Origin of the sequence: Martelella mediterranea (assembly GCF_004342225.1) — a bacterium.
GTDB classification, from domain to species: domain Bacteria; phylum Pseudomonadota; class Alphaproteobacteria; order Rhizobiales; family Rhizobiaceae; genus Martelella; species Martelella mediterranea_B.
In genome coordinates, this window is sequence record NZ_SMAR01000031.1 from 14,945 (window position 1) to 30,777 (window position 15,833).

General features: G+C 58.4%; 14 protein-coding genes and 1 pseudogene. 7 read left to right on the plus strand and 8 right to left on the minus strand.

Annotated elements, in window-relative coordinates; all coding sequences use genetic code 11:
* The first annotated feature begins 1 nt into the window (after window position 1).
* Together EDC90_RS16100 and EDC90_RS16105 are read left to right on the plus strand one after the other, a co-directional pair.
* A complete protein-coding gene (locus EDC90_RS16100) occupies window positions 2–664 on the plus strand; it encodes a response regulator (protein WP_132313467.1) in 663 nt (220 codons plus the stop codon).
* On the plus strand, window positions 661–1,968 hold the full coding sequence (locus EDC90_RS16105; RefSeq protein WP_132313469.1) for an ATP-binding protein: 1,308 nt from the start codon (window positions 661–663) through the stop codon (window positions 1,966–1,968). The genes EDC90_RS16100 and EDC90_RS16105 overlap by 4 nt, the downstream gene beginning before the upstream one ends.
* Window positions 1,969–2,050: 82 nt before the next feature.
* Here EDC90_RS16105 and EDC90_RS16110 read toward each other — a convergent pair whose 3' ends face one another.
* The 5 genes and pseudogenes from EDC90_RS16110 to EDC90_RS16130 form a co-directional block, all read right to left on the minus strand.
* The gene (locus EDC90_RS16110; protein WP_165972867.1) at window positions 2,051–3,124 is read right to left on the minus strand and encodes a TQO small subunit DoxD; all 1,074 of its coding nucleotides are present in this window, start codon (window positions 3,122–3,124) and stop codon (window positions 2,051–2,053) included.
* A 271-nt stretch (window positions 3,125–3,395) separates the two neighbouring features.
* Entirely contained in the window at window positions 3,396–3,947 is a 552-nt protein-coding gene (locus tag EDC90_RS16115) for a hypothetical protein (RefSeq protein WP_132313473.1), read from the minus strand.
* Window positions 3,948–3,993: 46 nt separating this feature from the next.
* The gene (locus tag EDC90_RS16120; protein ID WP_165972868.1) at window positions 3,994–4,245 is read right to left on the minus strand and encodes a hypothetical protein; all 252 of its coding nucleotides are present in this window, start codon (window positions 4,243–4,245) and stop codon (window positions 3,994–3,996) included.
* Complete coding sequence (locus tag EDC90_RS16125; RefSeq protein WP_165972869.1) at window positions 4,209–5,045, minus strand: IS630 family transposase; 837 nt, start codon at window positions 5,043–5,045, stop codon at window positions 4,209–4,211. The genes EDC90_RS16120 and EDC90_RS16125 overlap by 37 nt, the downstream gene beginning before the upstream one ends.
* Window positions 5,005–5,199: pseudogene (locus EDC90_RS16130) on the minus strand (leucine zipper domain-containing protein); the annotation flags it as partial. The pseudogene EDC90_RS16130 and the gene EDC90_RS16125, both read right to left, overlap by 41 nt.
* 147 nt (window positions 5,200–5,346) lie before the next feature.
* Here EDC90_RS16130 and EDC90_RS16135 point away from each other — a divergent pair.
* The 3 genes from EDC90_RS16135 (at window position 5,347) to EDC90_RS21085 (ending at window position 7,972) form a co-directional block, all read left to right on the plus strand.
* A protein-coding gene (locus EDC90_RS16135; protein ID WP_165972870.1) for an IS5 family transposase occupies window positions 5,347–6,101 on the plus strand; the annotation gives its coding sequence in 2 pieces (ribosomal slippage) (window positions 5,347–5,680 and window positions 5,680–6,101; 756 coding nt in all).
* 115 nt (window positions 6,102–6,216) lie between these two features.
* Window positions 6,217–7,248 carry an IS110 family transposase gene (locus EDC90_RS16140; protein ID WP_132313511.1) on the plus strand — a complete coding sequence of 344 codons (1,032 nt, stop codon included), beginning with the start codon at window positions 6,217–6,219 and terminating at the stop codon, window positions 7,246–7,248.
* Window positions 7,249–7,696: 448 nt separating this feature from the next.
* The gene (locus EDC90_RS21085) at window positions 7,697–7,972 is read left to right on the plus strand and encodes a hypothetical protein (protein ID WP_132313479.1); all 276 of its coding nucleotides are present in this window, start codon (window positions 7,697–7,699) and stop codon (window positions 7,970–7,972) included.
* 293 nt (window positions 7,973–8,265) lie between these two features.
* Here EDC90_RS21085 and EDC90_RS16150 read toward each other — a convergent pair whose 3' ends face one another.
* From EDC90_RS16150 to dctP, 3 genes are all read right to left on the minus strand, one after another.
* The gene (locus EDC90_RS16150) at window positions 8,266–10,005 is read right to left on the minus strand and encodes a DUF2264 domain-containing protein (protein WP_132313481.1); all 1,740 of its coding nucleotides are present in this window, start codon (window positions 10,003–10,005) and stop codon (window positions 8,266–8,268) included.
* A gap of 63 nt (window positions 10,006–10,068) precedes the next feature.
* Window positions 10,069–11,997, minus strand: a complete 1,929-nt coding sequence (locus tag EDC90_RS16155; protein ID WP_207903935.1) for a TRAP transporter large permease subunit — start codon at window positions 11,995–11,997, stop codon at window positions 10,069–10,071.
* Window positions 11,998–12,090: 93 nt separating this feature from the next.
* Window positions 12,091–13,080: a TRAP transporter substrate-binding protein DctP gene (gene dctP / locus EDC90_RS16160; RefSeq protein ID WP_132313483.1), complete on the minus strand. Its 990-nt coding sequence runs from the start codon at window positions 13,078–13,080 to the stop codon at window positions 12,091–12,093.
* Between the two features lie 292 nt (window positions 13,081–13,372).
* On the opposite strand from dctP, the gene EDC90_RS16165 reads away from it, so the two are divergent.
* Together EDC90_RS16165 and EDC90_RS16170 are read left to right on the plus strand one after the other, a co-directional pair.
* A complete protein-coding gene (locus EDC90_RS16165; RefSeq protein WP_132313485.1) occupies window positions 13,373–14,557 on the plus strand; it encodes a glycoside hydrolase family 88 protein in 1,185 nt (394 codons plus the stop codon).
* An 85-nt stretch (window positions 14,558–14,642) separates the two neighbouring features.
* Window positions 14,643–15,695, plus strand: a complete 1,053-nt coding sequence (locus EDC90_RS16170; RefSeq protein ID WP_165972871.1) for a LacI family DNA-binding transcriptional regulator — start codon at window positions 14,643–14,645, stop codon at window positions 15,693–15,695.
* The last annotated feature ends 138 nt before the right edge of the window (window positions 15,696–15,833 follow it).

Below are 15,833 nucleotides of genomic sequence, written 5' to 3' on the forward strand. Positions count from 1 at the left end.
AATGCGCATATTGGTGATTGAGGATGATCCGGTTCTGGCTGACGGGCTGACAGTCGGCCTGAGCCTGAATGGCGAAACCGTAGATGCTGTGGCGAATTGTAACGATGCAAGAGCGGCCATCCGGGCTGGGCAATTCGATGCAATCGTTCTGGACCTGATGTTGCCGGACGGCTCTGGTCTGGATCTTCTGGCAGAAATGCGACAGGCAGGAAACCAGACGCCCGTCGTCATGCTGACAGCGCTGGACGAAACGCCGGATCGTATCCGCGGGCTTGATGTCGGCGCTGACGATTATATCGGAAAACCGTTTGACCTGGATGAACTGGCCGCCCGTTTACGTGCTGTGACACGCCGGGGCCACGGCCGTGCAGGTTCATTGCTGACCCTGAATGAAATCACTCTTGATCCTTCTAAAATGACTGTCACCGTCTCTGAGCGTGAAATCTCCTTGTCGCGCCGCGAATTTGCAATTCTGATGGCGCTGATGGAACGTCCGGGCGTTATCCGTTCCCGGCAAGAACTGGAAGACCGTCTTTATGGCTGGCAGGAAGAAGTCGAAAGCAATGCCGTCGAGGTTCATGTTCACAATCTTCGCGCCAAAATCGGTCGAACTCAGATCGAAACCATGCGTGGCGTCGGTTATCGGATGAGGCCAGACCGATGAATTCCCTGCGACGCCGTCTTTTCATTCTGCTTGTCGTCGCGTCCGGCATCATCTGGGTTGCGGCAGTTATCTGGATTACCACCTGGAGCCGCCTTGAGGTTCAGCATGTGCTCGACACCCGGCTTCAGGAAGCCGCCCGCATGGTTCACTCGCTGGTCTCCGACAGCGATATCGAAGCGGCGCGGAAAGACGGAACATTCGCCCCAATTGATTACGAGAAACAGTTGTCGTGCCAGATCTGGTCGCTCGATGGCGACCTCGTGGCCCGTTCCAGCGGGGCGCCGGATGAGAGCATCGCGCTCAACGAAGAGGGTTTCGGCGACCGTGAGGTGAATGGCGAGGCGTGGCGGGTCTACACCATCATCGACCCGGAAAAGGGTGTGCGGGTGGTTGTCGGTGACCGAGTCGGCCTTCGCGACCGTCTGGTCCGCGACCTTGTTGCGGGGCTTTTGATACCGGCGGCGCTGGTGCTTCCGGTGTTCGGATTTCTCATCTGGTTCAGCCTCGGGCGCGGTCTTCGTCCGCTGAACCGCATTGCCGGCGACATCACCGCCCGCGACGCTGAGGATATGCGCGCGATTGACGCCGAAGACGCCCCCTCCGAGGTCCGGCCGCTGGTGGATGCGTTGAACGGCCTGTTCGGCAAGGTGGATGCCGCACGCAGACATGAACGCGAGTTGACGGCCTTTGCCGCCCATGAACTGAAAACACCGCTTGCGGGCTTGCGCATGCAGGCGCAGGTGGCACGTGCGGCCAAAGACGACGCGATGCGCGATCAGGCTCTCAGGCAAATTCTTGTTTCAGTCGACCGCACCGACCGTCTGGTCCGCCAATTGCTGACATTGGCGAGGCTCGAAGCCGGCTCGGAGAAGATCAGCCGGGCGCCGGTGGTGATCGGCGAGGTGCTGCGCGATGTGATCGCGGGCCTGCCCGAAGGCGGTACAACGATCATCGATCCGGCGCTGGAGCATATGAACGTCGATACAAACGCGGAGACACTGCATCTGATCCTCAGAAACTTGCAGGAAAATGCGCTCCAGCACGCCGGTGCGAACGGCGCGGTGCACTGGCGCGTGACAGCTGAAGGAAACGGACTGGCCGTTGAAGATAACGGCCCGGGTGTGCGGGAAGAAGACCTTGAGCTCCTGACCCGCCGGTTTTATCGCGGTCGCGACAACAAGGCATCCGGCACAGGGCTCGGCCTGACGATTGCCGCCATGGCGGCAAAACGGCTCGGCGCGTCTCTGACCTTCGAGAATCTGCCGGACGGACAGGGCTTCCGCGTCTCGGTCGAACCGCTCTGATTTTGCAAAACGTCCCCAATGCAAAAATGGCGCGACCTTTTCAGGCCGCACCATTTTCAGACTATTCATATCTATCCGAACTTCATCGGGCCGAAAGCGGCGCCGTGAAAGTCTTTCCTTCAACATCGGTCAGCGTGAGCACCATATCGCCGCTGATATCGGCTCCGGCCGGGACAGCGAAATTCAGTGAAGCCTGACTGCCAAGCTGGCAGCGAACGCTATAAGCCAGCGCCTTGCAGGTCGAATAAGGCGCAAAGCGGTTATCGGCGATCTTGAGGACGTCCTTGTCCAGAAGCGCATCGACGCCATAATCGAAAACCGGCTGATCGGCATTGTTCTGGTCGGCCAGCGTGGCACGAACGATGTAAGCGCCCTGCGTATCGGGTCCGCGATCCATATAGACATGGACCGAAGCCATATCGTTGGTCAGCACGCCATCGCTCATCGTGACGCGCGGATGCAGGTTGTCGAAGCGCTTTCCGAGCGGGCTGTAGATCGCATCAAAGAAGAAGCCATAGAAGAACACCGTGAAGACGAAAGACAGAACGCCCAAAAGCGCGGTAATCGTCACAAAGCGGCTGGGCGTTATGGGAAGCGGACCGCTTGTAAACCAGGCAAGCCAGGGCTTCCTTTCAATACGGCCGGATTTTACCAACAGGTTGTCGATCGAGTAAGGCCCGCTGCCTGTCACCAGCGTCACCGATGTCATGGCAAAACTGCATGCCGCCATCGTCCATTCATCGAGGCAGGTCGTGCCCATCCAGCCAAATATGACCATCAGCACCACGGACAGCCCCATGCCGATCAGCGCTACGAAACGCGTTGCAAGGCCCAGCATCAGCCCGACGCCGACGACAAGCTCGACAAGGCTGAAGCCGATAACGGAAACATGCATCAGCAGTCCGTGATCGAGCATCCAGTGGACGACGTTTTCAAAGCCGAACGGCACGCCGGGTGCTGCATGAACCAGTTTATTGGCCAGATAGCCGGGCGATTCCGGGTCGATTTTCTGCGTTGCATAGATAAAGCGGCGCGAAAAACCACCCCAGTAAACCCATCCGATGACGAGCCTGTTGGCGAGAATGGCGGCTCCGATCAGCTGCCAGACTGACGGGCCGATCGCATTCCCGTCGCTTGGTGTTTTGACTGTCTGCACGGCGGTGCTCCTTTCAGCATTGGAACGATTTGACCGCTTTTGCGATGTCTTGCGGCCGTGTTGCTCTCCGATGCCTCCTTTGACCATAGCCAAGAGCAGGAGCAATTGATCTGCATCACAAAAAATCAATTTAACTAATTGTTTTTGTTATTTTATATTTAAGCAATGAACGAAAATTGCGCGCGCGAAGGCCGCGCAAAATTTATCAAATGATAATTTCACGCAGCTTACAAACGAGCTCTGATTTTCATACGCAAAGGCCCTTCGGGAGTCACTTCGATGACGACAGGAACACCACCTTTCCGCCGGACGGCATCCGCTGATGCAGGTCCTCGGCGTCTTCCGGATTTTTCATTCTGATCATTGAGCCAAGCGCCGGCGGCAGGTCGCCACCCGCCCAGTTTTCAGCGCGCGCAGGCCCGTTTGTCGCGCCTTTGAAATCGAGCGGCTCAATGCGATAACGCATCGCACGGCCCTCGCCTGTCACCAGATAGAGCGAACCGGCAGCCACATCGACAACGACCGTGCCGACGTCTTCCGTGGTTTCAAACGCTACGGACCGGCGGCGATCATTTGTTTTGATGGAAGCAGGGGTAATCACCGGAACCTGAAAACCGATTTCAGTCGCCTGCGTGGAATTTCCGCTGGAATGTGCATTTCCTTCATCTGACATTGAGCAGGCCGAAAGAAATGTCGCTGCCAGACCGGGCAGGAGACCGCGACGCAGCCCCCGAAAGGCCGGTCGGCTGCGCCAGCTTTCCAGACGACGGCGCGACGAGCCTGCTGAAATGATATGTCCGGACCTGATCACAATCCCGATCATGAGAGCACCTGCTTCAATGCGTTTGGCCGGTGCTCGCCCCGGAACCTTAAGGCAGACTTAAGCCTCGCTGATCGAATTGATCATCGTCAGGACGGCTGCTGATATCTGGCATTTTTGCTCCGGTATCAGCAGCGGCGGCGCTAATGGTGCACAGCCGCCAACGATTGGCCGGATGATCCCTGTCGCCGGAAAGCCGGATAATCAGGCCGTCCTCGACGTCGAGCACGACGCCGCAATAGGACAAGCATCGGATATTTAATTTTACGCATACCCAGCCTCTTTGAGGAAGTTCCAGCATTCTTCCGGGCTGCAGAGATCGCATATGTTGCCGATTGCCCTCCGCAGGTCTTCGAGGGTTCTGGCGGCTGCGGTTCTCAAATGGGCCTTGAGTTTTGCAAAGACCATTTCTATCGGGTTGAGATCGGGGCTGTAGGGTGGCAGGAAGAGAAACCACACTCCTTTCTGTCGAAGGCACTCGGCCGCCTTTGCGCTCTTGTGAACAGCCAGATTGTCGAGAATAACAATGTCACCTCTGGACAGGATCGGCGCGAGCTGGGTCTCGATATAGGTATCGAAGGCGGCGCAGTTCATGGCCTTGTCGATGATCCAGGGCGCGCTCAAGCCGTCGCAGCGCAGTGCGGCGATGAAGGTGTGCGTCCCCCAATGGCCAAAGGGAGCATGCGCCCTGAGGTGGTCGCCCTTTCTGCTTCGTCCACGCAGGCGCGTCATTTTGGTGGTGACGGCGTTCGAGAGCCACGGGTCTCTCTCACCATCGATGAAAACAAGACGACCGGGTTGCTCGCGCATCTTCGGCTGACGCGACTGCCGCCATGTTCGCCGTGCTTCGGCGATGTCAGCGCGTTCGCATTCCGATGCCAGCAGAGTTTTTTTATAGGAGAAGCCGCATCGACACAGAAACCGGGAGAATTCGGCCGGGGCGGCTTTCATCTGATGGGTTTCAAACAGATGCTTCGCCAATTCCGGCATGGTGATATCGGGCTGCGCCTCGACCACGTCGATCAGGAACTGTTCGAAGGCAGCAAGTCGACCGCCGCGCGGTCGCCCGCGACGACCGGTCAGCCATTGCAGCGCGTCCACCCTTTCTGAAGCGCTCGACCCAACGAGACACGATCTTGTGGGAAACGGCATAGACTAAAATCGCCTGCGCTTTCGTGAGCGCGCCAGACAAAACGGCAACAGCCATCTCCTCTCGACGCATCGGGGTCAGACGGGCATTCTTGTGAATGTTCATTCGGAGCCTCCGGTGAGTGCTGAAGCGTGGTAACGCCAGTCTCGTCGGTCTGCTCCGAATGGACAACCTACTGAAAGCTCACATCTAGGCTCAGGACCTATTAATTTGGCTTGAGATGTGATTCACGGTTTCCGGAAGGAGACCGTGATGAGTGATTTGTTTCTGCTGAGTGAGGGCCAGATGGCTCGGATAGCGCCGCATTTTCCCTTGGCGCATGGTGTTCCACGTGTTGATGATCGCCGTGTCGTCAGCGGTATTGTTTACGTCATCAAACATGGCCTGCAGTGGAAGGATGCGCCCAAGGATTACGGGCCGCATAAAACACTTTATAACCGTTTCATTCGTTGGAGCCGACTTGGCGTGTTCGACCGCATCTTCGCGGCGCTGGCCGGTCAAGGTCCCAGGCCCGAACGCATCATGATCGACGCCACGCACCTGAAAGCGCATCGCACAGCGGCGAGCCTGCTAAAAAAGGGGATGTTCCCCGTCGTATCGGGCGAACCAAAGGCGGGTTGAACTCCAAACTGCACACCGTCTGTGATGGCGAGGGGCGCCCGATCATCATGCTGCTTTCCGAAGGCCAGATGAGCGATCATAAGGGCGCTCGGCTCGTGCTTGATGTCTTGCCGCCAGCCAAGACGCTGATTCCTGATCGCGGATATGACAGCAAGATCTTCCGGGAAGCATTGCAGGCAAAGGGGATAGAGCCCTGTATTCCCTCGAGCCGAAGCAGAAAAGTGCCATATCCATATGACAAGGCACTCTACAAGAAACGCCACAAGGTCGAGAACCTGTTCGCCAAACTCAAGGACTGGCGGCGCATCGCAACGCGTTACGACCGCTGCGCGCATACCTTCTTCTCAAGCATATGCATCGCAGCTGCCGTCAGCTTCTGGCTCTGATTTAACGAGATGCTGTAAAGGGGCCTGCGCCGTGCACGACCAGCCCAAGCATCTTGCAATTGCTCATGGCAAGCTGTCGCTGTTCCCGTATCAGTCTCAATCGGAGGAATACGGGATGAAGCTGTTTATCGGACTGGATGTATCACTGGCGAAGACCGCCGTCTGTGTGATCAATGAGTATGGCAAGATCGCAAAGGAGGCGCAGGTTCCCAGTGATCCCCAGGCGATCGTGGACTTTGCAAACACCCTGGAGGGAGCGGTCGCCATCATCGGACTGGAAGCCGGACGGCTGTCCCAATGGCTGCATCGCGGCCTGGTCGGTGCTAGGCTGCATGTTGTCCTGATGGAAACCCGGCAAGTGAAGGGTGCTCTGAAGGCAATGCCGATCAAAACGGATCGGCGCGACGCAGAAGGAATTGCCCGACTGCTTCACATGGGCTGGTTCAGGCCTGTACATTGCAAATCCGTGTCGGCACAGGAGGTTCGCGCGCTTTTGGCTGCCCGCAAGGCGATCCAGCAGGGCATGATCGCGCTGGAGCTATCTCTACGCGGACTGCTGAGAAACTTTGGCCTGAAGGTTGGCGCCATCTCACGCGGCCAGTTCGACGCCCGGATTAGGAAATTGGTGGATGGCAATGCCATGCTGCAAGCAGCGGCCGGGCCGATGTTACGTGCACGTGCAAGCCTGCGCCAGGAACTAGCCGGGCTCGAACGTCAGGTCCGTCTGCTTGCGAAGGATGACGCGGTGTGCCGGCTGTTGATGACGATGCCGGGGATTGGGGCGGTCGTCGCCTTGACTTTCCGATCCGCTGTCGATGATCCCGCGCGGTTCTCGTCATCCAAGAAAGTTGATCCATGGGTTGGCCTTACACCATCGCGCAACCAGTCCGGTGAGCGCGACGTGATCGGCGGCATTACGCGTGCTGGCGACGCCAATCTGCGAAGAGCCTTGTGCCAAGCGGCTACCGTCATGATCCATCGGGGCCGCTCGACATGGCTGAGAAGCTGGGCTGCACAGGTTGCCAAACGCCGAGGTGCAAAGCGCGCGATGGTGGCTTTGGCAAGGCGCATAGGCACAATCCTGCACCGGATGTGGAGGGATGGTACGGAATTCTCCACAGTCCCGTTGATCGCCAAATCGGCCTGAGCGTTTATAGCAGAACCATGTCGTTGAAGTCTGTCTGACCGCAGACCTTCGAGGCCCCAACAGGGACGCGGTTCCGATGATGCCGTGGTCAGGACTGTCGCCGGCCTCGGTCGAGCACGCCAACGAGATGGGCACATCGGAATTGCCGCACTGGACCAGCATCATGTTGGCAGCCATCGCGCTGACCACGGACCGAAGCATGAACCCGGGGCGACCTCAAACGAAGGGCAAAGCAAGCCAGGCATCGGCGAAAGGGAATCTGTCGGATTATTTACCGCATTGGCAGCCTGACGGCGCTGCTGCGGTCCTTACTTTTTGCTTAACTGAAACGGCCCCGTTACCGAAGTCCCGTTGATCGCCAAATCGGCCTGAGCGTTTATAGCAGAACCATGTCGTTGAAGTCTGTCTGACCGCAGACCTTCGAGGCCCCAACAGGGACGCGGTTCCGATGATGCCGTGGTCAGGACTGTCGCCGGCCTCGGTCGAGCACGCCAACGAGATGGGCACATCGGAATTGCCGCACTGGACCAGCATCATGTTGGCAGCCATCGCGCTGACCACGGACCGAAGCATGAACCCGGGGCGACCTCAAACGAAGGGCAAAGCAAGCCAGGCATCGGCGAAAGGGAATCTGTCGGATTATTTACCGCATTGGCAGCCTGACGGCGCTGCTGCGGTCCTTACTTTTTGCTTGGCTGAAACGGCCCCGTTACCGAAGTCCTGAGCCTAGTTGTTTGATCCCAGATTTTGATGGCGCAATTTTCTCATATGAATGGAGGGAAGCACTATGGGCCAGATTCTACACGGCAGCGCCACGACGACTGAGGCAGTCCGTCCTGGTATTCGTGGGTCAACCCTAACACCCGAAGCATAAGCACAAAGCTGACAAGCAGGTGTCGTCGTCGCCGACAAGATCTATGGCTGTTGGAGCCCCTATGATGGGGAGCGTTGAGGGCAACCATATTTTCCGTGCTTCGTGCGGAAGGATCGTCCTTGGGCAAGCGACAAGCGGTACGATCAGCCGTCGGTTCTGGCAAGGCGGAACTCGTGCTTCACGACGTGCACACCGGCTGCAAGCTCCAGTCGCAAACCGGGAACGCGTGTTCGCGGTGACAGCATATTGCTGTTGGTACGGCTGCTGTCGACCTTGGTGCGTGGCAGATCGTCAAGCGGTATAATCGCCGAGACGGCGTTCTCCCCCTTCACTACCAAACCAGGTTCGCTCTCGTCATCGAGCCGCTCTGCCTCATGATACCACTGGTTCACGGAGAAGCCAGTCTCGACAACGCAGGCTGGCCGGCCCAGCGTGAAACGATGCTCACGGGTAAAGCGCCCCTCCCCGACCAGCTCAATCGTCGTTTCGACCTCCTGAAACCCGCTTCTCCAGCGCACGGAAAGCGTTTCGCCCTCAAGGGAAACAGAGAGGTTTTCCTGCCGCATCTGCCAGTTGGCGCCCCCATCGAAACTGAAGGCGAGAATATTGTCGCCGAAGTGGTTCATATTGGCGTATTGGAGCGCGCCGACATCAAAGCCACTAAGCGTCGAATAGGCGAACTTGTTGTATTTGTCGATCTGAAGCCATTGGTGGATGGGCGCTGCAAAATGGGCGATGGCGTGCCCGCCGGTGCGCTGGACAAGCGTATCGCATCCCGGCATGGGATAGACCTTGCGCGGTGCATCGAGCGGTTCTTCCTCCGCCTGCCAGAAATCCGACTCCTCCGGCATTGCCAGCGGCATGAACGCCTTGAGCGCCCAGTATGGCGATATGGGAGAATTATATTCCTCGCAAACGGCAAGGTTCGGATAGGCATAGCCGCGCGACAGAACACCGTCCGGACGGAAGATCGGGCGTTTGCGCCAGAGCCGCAATTGCCGGGCCCAAAGCCCCTTGATCTGACCAACCGGAAGCGGCCGCTCGCCGCTGAGCGCCAGCATACCCCAGAAGCCTGCGGTGGCAAAACGATAGGTCAGCGACCGCCCCTCGATCATCGCCTCGCCATTTTCGGCGAACCAGTGGGCGAAAGGCTCGGCAAAGACAAAGGCGCGGCTCCGGAAAAGCTCTGAAAATTCGTCGGCCTCGTCACCCTTCAGCCACGCATAAAGCAGGCCATAGAAATGCATGGCAAAGCCGCCATAGTGATCAACGGCGCCGGAGCCGCCATCGCCATACCAGCCATCAGCGCGGTACCAGCCGACGAGCCGGCCCAGATTGCGGCGCTGGACCGCCTCGTCAACGAGATCGCCGCGACCAACCCTGCGCAGGCCTTCCTGGACCAGAACCGTGAAAAACTGCCAGTTATTGGCGGCCAGCTCGCGCTTTTGAATATCGGCGAGCCAGACAGCCAGATTGTTCTTCACCCGGAGTTCGAGCGGCTCCCAGCCTTGCGAGGGAAGTGCCGCCAGCAGAAAGCCGATCGCCGCCATTTCGACCGAACGCTGGTCGATATCGCCGACCGGCCCCCAATAGCGGGGATGCTCCGGATCGGTGCCTTCTGCAAGCGCATCGCGAAAGGTCTGCCAGTGGCCGAATGCGCCGCCACCCAGCGCATGGGGAACCAGCCCCCAGAACGGCCTCGCCACGCCTTCAAGCGAGGCCGCCCGCATGTCGAATTTTGCCGCCCCCTCCTCAAGATCGATGGCAGCACCACCGGCAGCAAGATGCGGCATGAGCGGTGCGACGAGCGCTTCGCACGCTCGTTGAAAATCGACGCGACGTTCCATGGGATTGTCGGAGAAGCCTTTGAGCAGAAGAGACATGGCGGATCACCGGGAATGCAGAACGAAAAAGGGACGGGCCGGAGCCCGTCGAAACGACCAGAATCAAACGCCGAAAAGGCGCGGCAATGTCAGCGACAGGGCCGGGACGAAGGTGATCAGCAGAAGCCCCAGAATCTGCACCAGAAAGATCGGCAGAAGCGGCCCCACGACCTTGGTGATCTTTTCGCCGGAAACACTGCATGAGACGAAAAGGACGGTTCCCACCGGCGGCGTAACCACGCCCATCGACAGGTTGTAGACCATCAGAACGCCGAAATGGACCGGATCGACACCCATCGCCGTGACGACAGGATAGAAGATCGGGGTGAAGATCAGCTGCGCCGGCGCCATGTCCATGAACACGCCGACAATCAGAAGAGCGACATTGATCAGCAACAGGATCACATATTTGTTGTCGCTGAGACTGGTCAGCATCTCGCCGATCGTGTCGGGGATCGAAGCAAAGGTCATGCTCCAGCTCATCAGGTTCGAGCAGGCGATCAGGAACAGGATGATGCCGGTCGCAGCAGCCGTTTCAATCAACACCTTGAGCAGGGTTTTCGGCGTCAGGCTGCGATAGAACAGCGCCAGGATGAAGCTGTACAGAACTGCGATGCCGGAACCTTCCGTTGCAGTAAAGACGCCCATGACGATGCCGCCGATAACCACGACGACAAGCATGAGGCTGGGTGCGGCCCGCAGGAAATTGCGGGTTATCTCGCTCATCAGGTAAGGGCTCTTGTCGGTCGCATATTTCCGCTTCCTGGCGTAGAAATAGGCGACCCCCATGACGGCAGCACCCATGATAATGCCCGGCACATAGCCAGCCAGAAACAGGGCAACAATGGATGCGCTGCCGCCGGTAATCAGCGAATAGACGATCAACGCGCCCGATGGCGGGATCAGCATGCCGCACGGGGCAGATGCCGCATTCACCGCCGTGGTGACCGGCATGTCGTATTTTTCCTCGCGCGCGATCGGCGTCACGATGCCGCCAATGGCGGTCGCGGCGGCAATGCCGGATCCGGAAAGCGAGCCGAACAGCATGTTGGCCAGCGCATTGGTCTGCCACAGGCTGCCGGGTATGCGGCGGCCCAGGAGCATTGCGAAGTCTATGAGACGGCGGGCAATGCCAGCCTGGTTCATGATGTTTCCGGCCAGCACGAAGAAGGGTAGCGCCAGAAATCCGAAACTGTCGAGGCCATTGAAAAGTCTCTCGCCCATGGTCGAGAAAAGCTGTGCAGTGTCAACCTGCAGACTGAGCGTGAGAATTCCTGAAAACGCCAGACCGACAGCAATCGATGTGCCCAGAACCAGAAGCGCAAACAGCGTGCCGAACAAGATGAGAATCGAAAACAATTCGAGGTGGTTATCGACCCAATTCATATAGGTTTCTGTGCCCCGGAAGATGCTGGCGAGCACGATGAACGCCGTGATCAGGCCGATGACGAAAATGACATCCATCACACGCGCTTGCCGGGTGCGGATCAGCATTGCCAGCACGACGAACTGCGACAGACAGATGAGCAGGCCGGCGATCAGCAGCACGCTTTGCAGCGTGCCAACGGCCACATGAAGCATCGGTGTGAGGGTCAGCGCATTGCCGATCATCGAGTGGTAGCCGCCCCATGCCAGAAGCGCGCCGAACAGAAATGTCAGCGCTGCATTGAAGGCGTTGAGCCTGCCGGCCGGGCGCGGGCTTAGCGCGTCGACCAGAAGCGGAAGGTTCAGATGCTTGTTCAGCATGAAGCAGTAGGCTGAGCCAAGAATACCGAGCCATATCAGCGAATAGCGCAACAGCTCTTCCGTCAGGCTGCTTGGCGCGTTAAAGAAATACCGGGAGATCACCTGATAGGAAATCAGCACGGACATCATGGCCAGAAGCAGGGCAAGAATGACGCCGAGCGTATGTGTCAGCCAGTTATAGGCGCGCGAAAACAGGCCCTGTTCGCGCAGAATCTCGTCAAATGCAGGTTCTGATTGCTTGGTCATGGATCTTGTCCCGGATAGGGCAGCTTATGAGATTGCGCCGGCGGCGCCTTTTGAATGTCAACGGGCGGCTCCCGTGGAGCCGCCCGCAATTGCCTAGTTGAGTTCGCGACCTTCAATGGCGAAGATGGCTTCCAGCAAGGCAGCCTTGGCCGGGTCCTTGGCCGCTTCGGTATACATCGGCTCGACCGACTTCATCAGCGGCTCCTTGTCGATCTGGATAACTTCGACACCCAGTTGGTCGACAGCCTTCTGCAAATCCTCGGCCTCGCTGCGGTCCGCAATTTCAATCGAGCGGGCAGAGATATCGGCGAAGACGGAATTGACGACTTCGAGATCCTCCGGTGACAGGCTGTCCTCGAACTTCTGGCTGGCAACGACGAAATCGGTGAGACGCGTCTGTTCGGTTTCGAGCGCATATTTGGCGACTTCGCCGAACTTCGCCGACCACAGGCCCGCAAGCCCGCCTTCCGCACCGTCGACAACACCCTGCTGCAGGCCGGAGTAGAGTTCGCCGAAGGAGAGCGGCGTCGGAACAGTGCCGAAACGATCCAGCATTTCGATGTAGGTCTCGGAGCTCATCGTGCGGAGCTTCTTGCCCTGAAGGTCGTCGATATTTGCGACCGGCGAGGTCGTGTAGATAGACCGAAAGCCCGATGAGAGAAAGCCGAGCGGCACGAAATTATGCTTGCCGGCTTCATCGAAAAGCGCAGCCCGCACGCCGGGATCGGCCATCACCGCGCCGTACTCCTCCGAGGTTCGGAAGATATAGGGTAGATTGACCACGCCATAAGCCGGAATGACATTTTCAAGCGCCGCGCTGTTGACGAGACCGAGATCAATAACCCCGCTCTGGATCTGCGAGAAGTAGTCAAGCTGTTCACCGAGAACGCCGTTGGCAAAGATCTTGATCTTGACCCGACCATCGGTTCCTTCCTCGACCCGCTCGGCAAATTCAGAGAGCATATATCCGGCGGTGCTGTCTGGCTGAACATTGTGGGCGAGCTTGTAGGTCTTGGCCTCCGCGCCAGTCGCGAAAGCGGCGAGAACGCAGGCCAGACCCAGAATTTTGCGAGAAACTTTCATTTTTCCTTCCCTAAGCTGATCGTCATGGCAAAGACCGGGGACCTCCTGACCAGACCACCCTTTCGAGTGGATTTCCGCCCCTTATCTTCGGAGCCTGCCGACCGGCCTCCAGAACCAGCCGAAAATTCATATCGTCCTCCGCGCCCACGCTGCAGTGACGATCGTAAACAGCGTGAACGGCTATAGTGGTACTGCCAACGAGGACGAAAGGTCAACAATAATTTTCTCTATTGACGAAATAACGAAACTTAACGAAATTACGATAAATGATTTCGCCAAGAGGAATTCACTCATGAACCTTATCGCCGACTCGTATTTCGCCAGGGAATCCGATGTGCGTTCACGCGCAGAGCATCAGGCAGCTCTGTTACGCTGCGTTGAGCGTCTTCGTGAGCAAATGCCGTCCGTCGGGCTGCGCAACCCCAAGATCGGCAATGCACGCAACCGCTGGATTTACTGCGACGGCGCGGATTGGGTGATGGGTTTCCAGACAGGGCAGCTCTGGCTTGCCTATCAGCTGACCGGCAGCAGCGCCTTCAAGAACGCGGCAAAGGCAAGACGGCCAGATTTTGAACAGGTTCTTCGCGATCGACGGCTACGCGATCATGATCTGGGCTTCCAGTTTTCACTCTCTTCCGTCGCCGAGTGGCTGCTGACAGGGGACAGATCGGCCCGCGCGATGGGCCTTGCAGCCGCCGATGCGCTGCTGGCGCGATTCAAACCCGAAGGGGGCTATATCCAGGCCTGGAGCGCAAAAGGCATGCATGATCGGGAAAAGGCAGCCTTCGCCAACGGCCGGATGATTGCAGATACGATGCAGAACCTGGCGCTGCTCTACTGGGCTCACCGCGAGACGGCCATTGAAGACTACCGGGATGTCGCGCAGATCCATGCTGCCACCGCCGCGTCCTATCTCGTACGGGAGGACGACACCAGTTTCCATACCTTCGTATTCGATCCGTCGACTGGCGAACCCATCCGTGGCGAGACCCATCAGGGATATGCGGATTCATCGTGCTGGGCGCGGGGTCAGGCTTGGCTGATGCACGGCTTCGCACAGTGTTATGCGGCAACCAAAGACACCGTTCATCTAGAGGTCGCACGCAGGCTCTCGGCCAAGGCCGAAGCGCTGGTCGGCTCCGCTTCTGTCCCGGTCTGGGATTTCAACCTGCCCGACAACGAAACGCCCTACGTCGATTCCTCGGCGGGTGCTGTCATGGCGGCAGGGCTCTACCTGCTGGCAGATCAGGATATTCCTGCAGAAGAGGCCGGGCGATGGCGCGCTTTTGCAGATCGCCTGATCGACGGGCTGCTCTTGACCTGCGACCTGACGAAAACTGAAGGTGCCCAAGGGCTTCTGGCCCACGGCGCCGCGCATGTTCCCGCGGGTCGCTGCGACACGATGCTGCCATATGGCGACTATTACTTCATGGAAGCGCTTATGCGCTCCGAAGGGCACACCCGGTTTTTCTGGTAAAAACGACTTCAAGGCGCGATGGGAATAGGAAAGTTTCGGAAATTTTCGTATAAGACCGGCAAGAGACCAAGCGACCGGAATGATCATGACGAAACCATTGCCTGCACCAACGCTCAAAGATGTCGCAGAAGCTGCCGGACTATCCGTTGCTGCCGTTTCCAAGGTCTTCAACAACCGGGAAGGCGTCAGCGCAGCCAATCGGGCTCTGGTAACACGCATCGCGGAGGAAATCGGCTATCGCGGCCGCAGCGGTCGCGCCACAATCGCCACGCGGATATCATCCGCGCTCGTGGTTACCCTCGACAAATACGTCACCAATGACGTGTTTTATGGCCAGATCGTCGACAGTCTGCTCAAAAGTGCGCGCGAGGAGAGCATCGATATTGATCTGGCGCTGGTAACATCCAACGATCCGACGAGCGCAGACTACGACACGCTGCGCAACATCCGCGTTGACGCTGCGATCCTCGTCGGTCTTGACGAGGCGCCGGTCATCGATGCCGTGCGCTCCACCGGTCGTCCGGCGGTACTGGTCAATGGCATGGATCGCAAGATGCAGCTTTCCAGCGTCTCGCCGGACTATAATTTCGGCGGTTGGGCGGCCACCCAGCATCTGCTGGAGCTCGGCCATCGAGAAATCGTCCATGTGACCCATCTCTACCGGGAATCGCTGAAACGCCGCATGCTTGGCTTCCGCGATGCCATGGAAGAGGCCGGGATCGCCTTCTCGATGGACCATCATGTAATTGATGTCGGTGACCCCGATCTGCTCACGCTGTCCTGCCGCGACAAGATCACGGAAATCCTCCGCGAACGCACCCCACGGCCAACAGCCATCTTCTGCGCCAGCGATCTGGTTGCCCTTGGCGTGATGCAGGCTGCAGCAAGTCTTGGGCTTTCCGTCCCGGACGACCTGTCCATCATCGGCTTCGATGACCTTTCGCTCGCCGCGCACGCCTCCCCGCCGCTGACCACCATGCATATGGACCGCGCGGAAATGGGCCGCCTGGCCGTAACGCTGCTTCTGGAACAGTCGCTAGCCTCCTTCAATTCAGCGCGGCGTATCACGTTGGGCGTTCAGCTGGTCGAACGAAAAACCACGGGTCCGGTGGGAGGAATTGCAGTTCTGCCGCGCTAAGGCAGCCCTGCTTTCACCGATTCCGTCTGGCGATGGCGATACGCTGTCGCGAGCAGATTGCCGGGCTCATTGCTGGTGTGACCGAGGCTGACCAGATGCTGCTGACCAGTGTGTCGGCGGGGATTCTTGCATTGAGAC

What these genes read in the sequence shown, in the direction of transcription:
- EDC90_RS16100 (WP_132313467.1), top strand. Translation starts at nt 2, where the DNA reads ATGCGCATATTGGTGATTGAGGATGATCCGGTTCTGGCTGACGGGCTG.
- EDC90_RS16105 (WP_132313469.1), top strand. Translation starts at nt 661, where the DNA reads ATGAATTCCCTGCGACGCCGTCTTTTCATTCTGCTTGTCGTCGCGTCC.
- EDC90_RS16115 (WP_132313473.1), bottom strand. Translation starts at nt 3,947, where the DNA reads ATGATCGGGATTGTGATCAGGTCCGGACATATCATTTCAGCAGGCTCG.
- EDC90_RS16120 (WP_165972868.1), bottom strand. Translation starts at nt 4,245, where the DNA reads ATGCTGGAACTTCCTCAAAGAGGCTGGGTATGCGTAAAATTAAATATC.
- EDC90_RS16140 (WP_132313511.1), top strand. Translation starts at nt 6,217, where the DNA reads ATGAAGCTGTTTATCGGACTGGATGTATCACTGGCGAAGACCGCCGTC.
- EDC90_RS21085 (WP_132313479.1), top strand. Translation starts at nt 7,697, where the DNA reads ATGATGCCGTGGTCAGGACTGTCGCCGGCCTCGGTCGAGCACGCCAAC.
- EDC90_RS16150 (WP_132313481.1), bottom strand. Translation starts at nt 10,005, where the DNA reads ATGTCTCTTCTGCTCAAAGGCTTCTCCGACAATCCCATGGAACGTCGC.
- EDC90_RS16155 (WP_207903935.1), bottom strand. Translation starts at nt 11,997, where the DNA reads ATGACCAAGCAATCAGAACCTGCATTTGACGAGATTCTGCGCGAACAG.
- dctP (WP_132313483.1), bottom strand. Translation starts at nt 13,080, where the DNA reads ATGAAAGTTTCTCGCAAAATTCTGGGTCTGGCCTGCGTTCTCGCCGCT.
- EDC90_RS16165 (WP_132313485.1), top strand. Translation starts at nt 13,373, where the DNA reads ATGAACCTTATCGCCGACTCGTATTTCGCCAGGGAATCCGATGTGCGT.
- EDC90_RS16170 (WP_165972871.1), top strand. Translation starts at nt 14,643, where the DNA reads ATGACGAAACCATTGCCTGCACCAACGCTCAAAGATGTCGCAGAAGCT.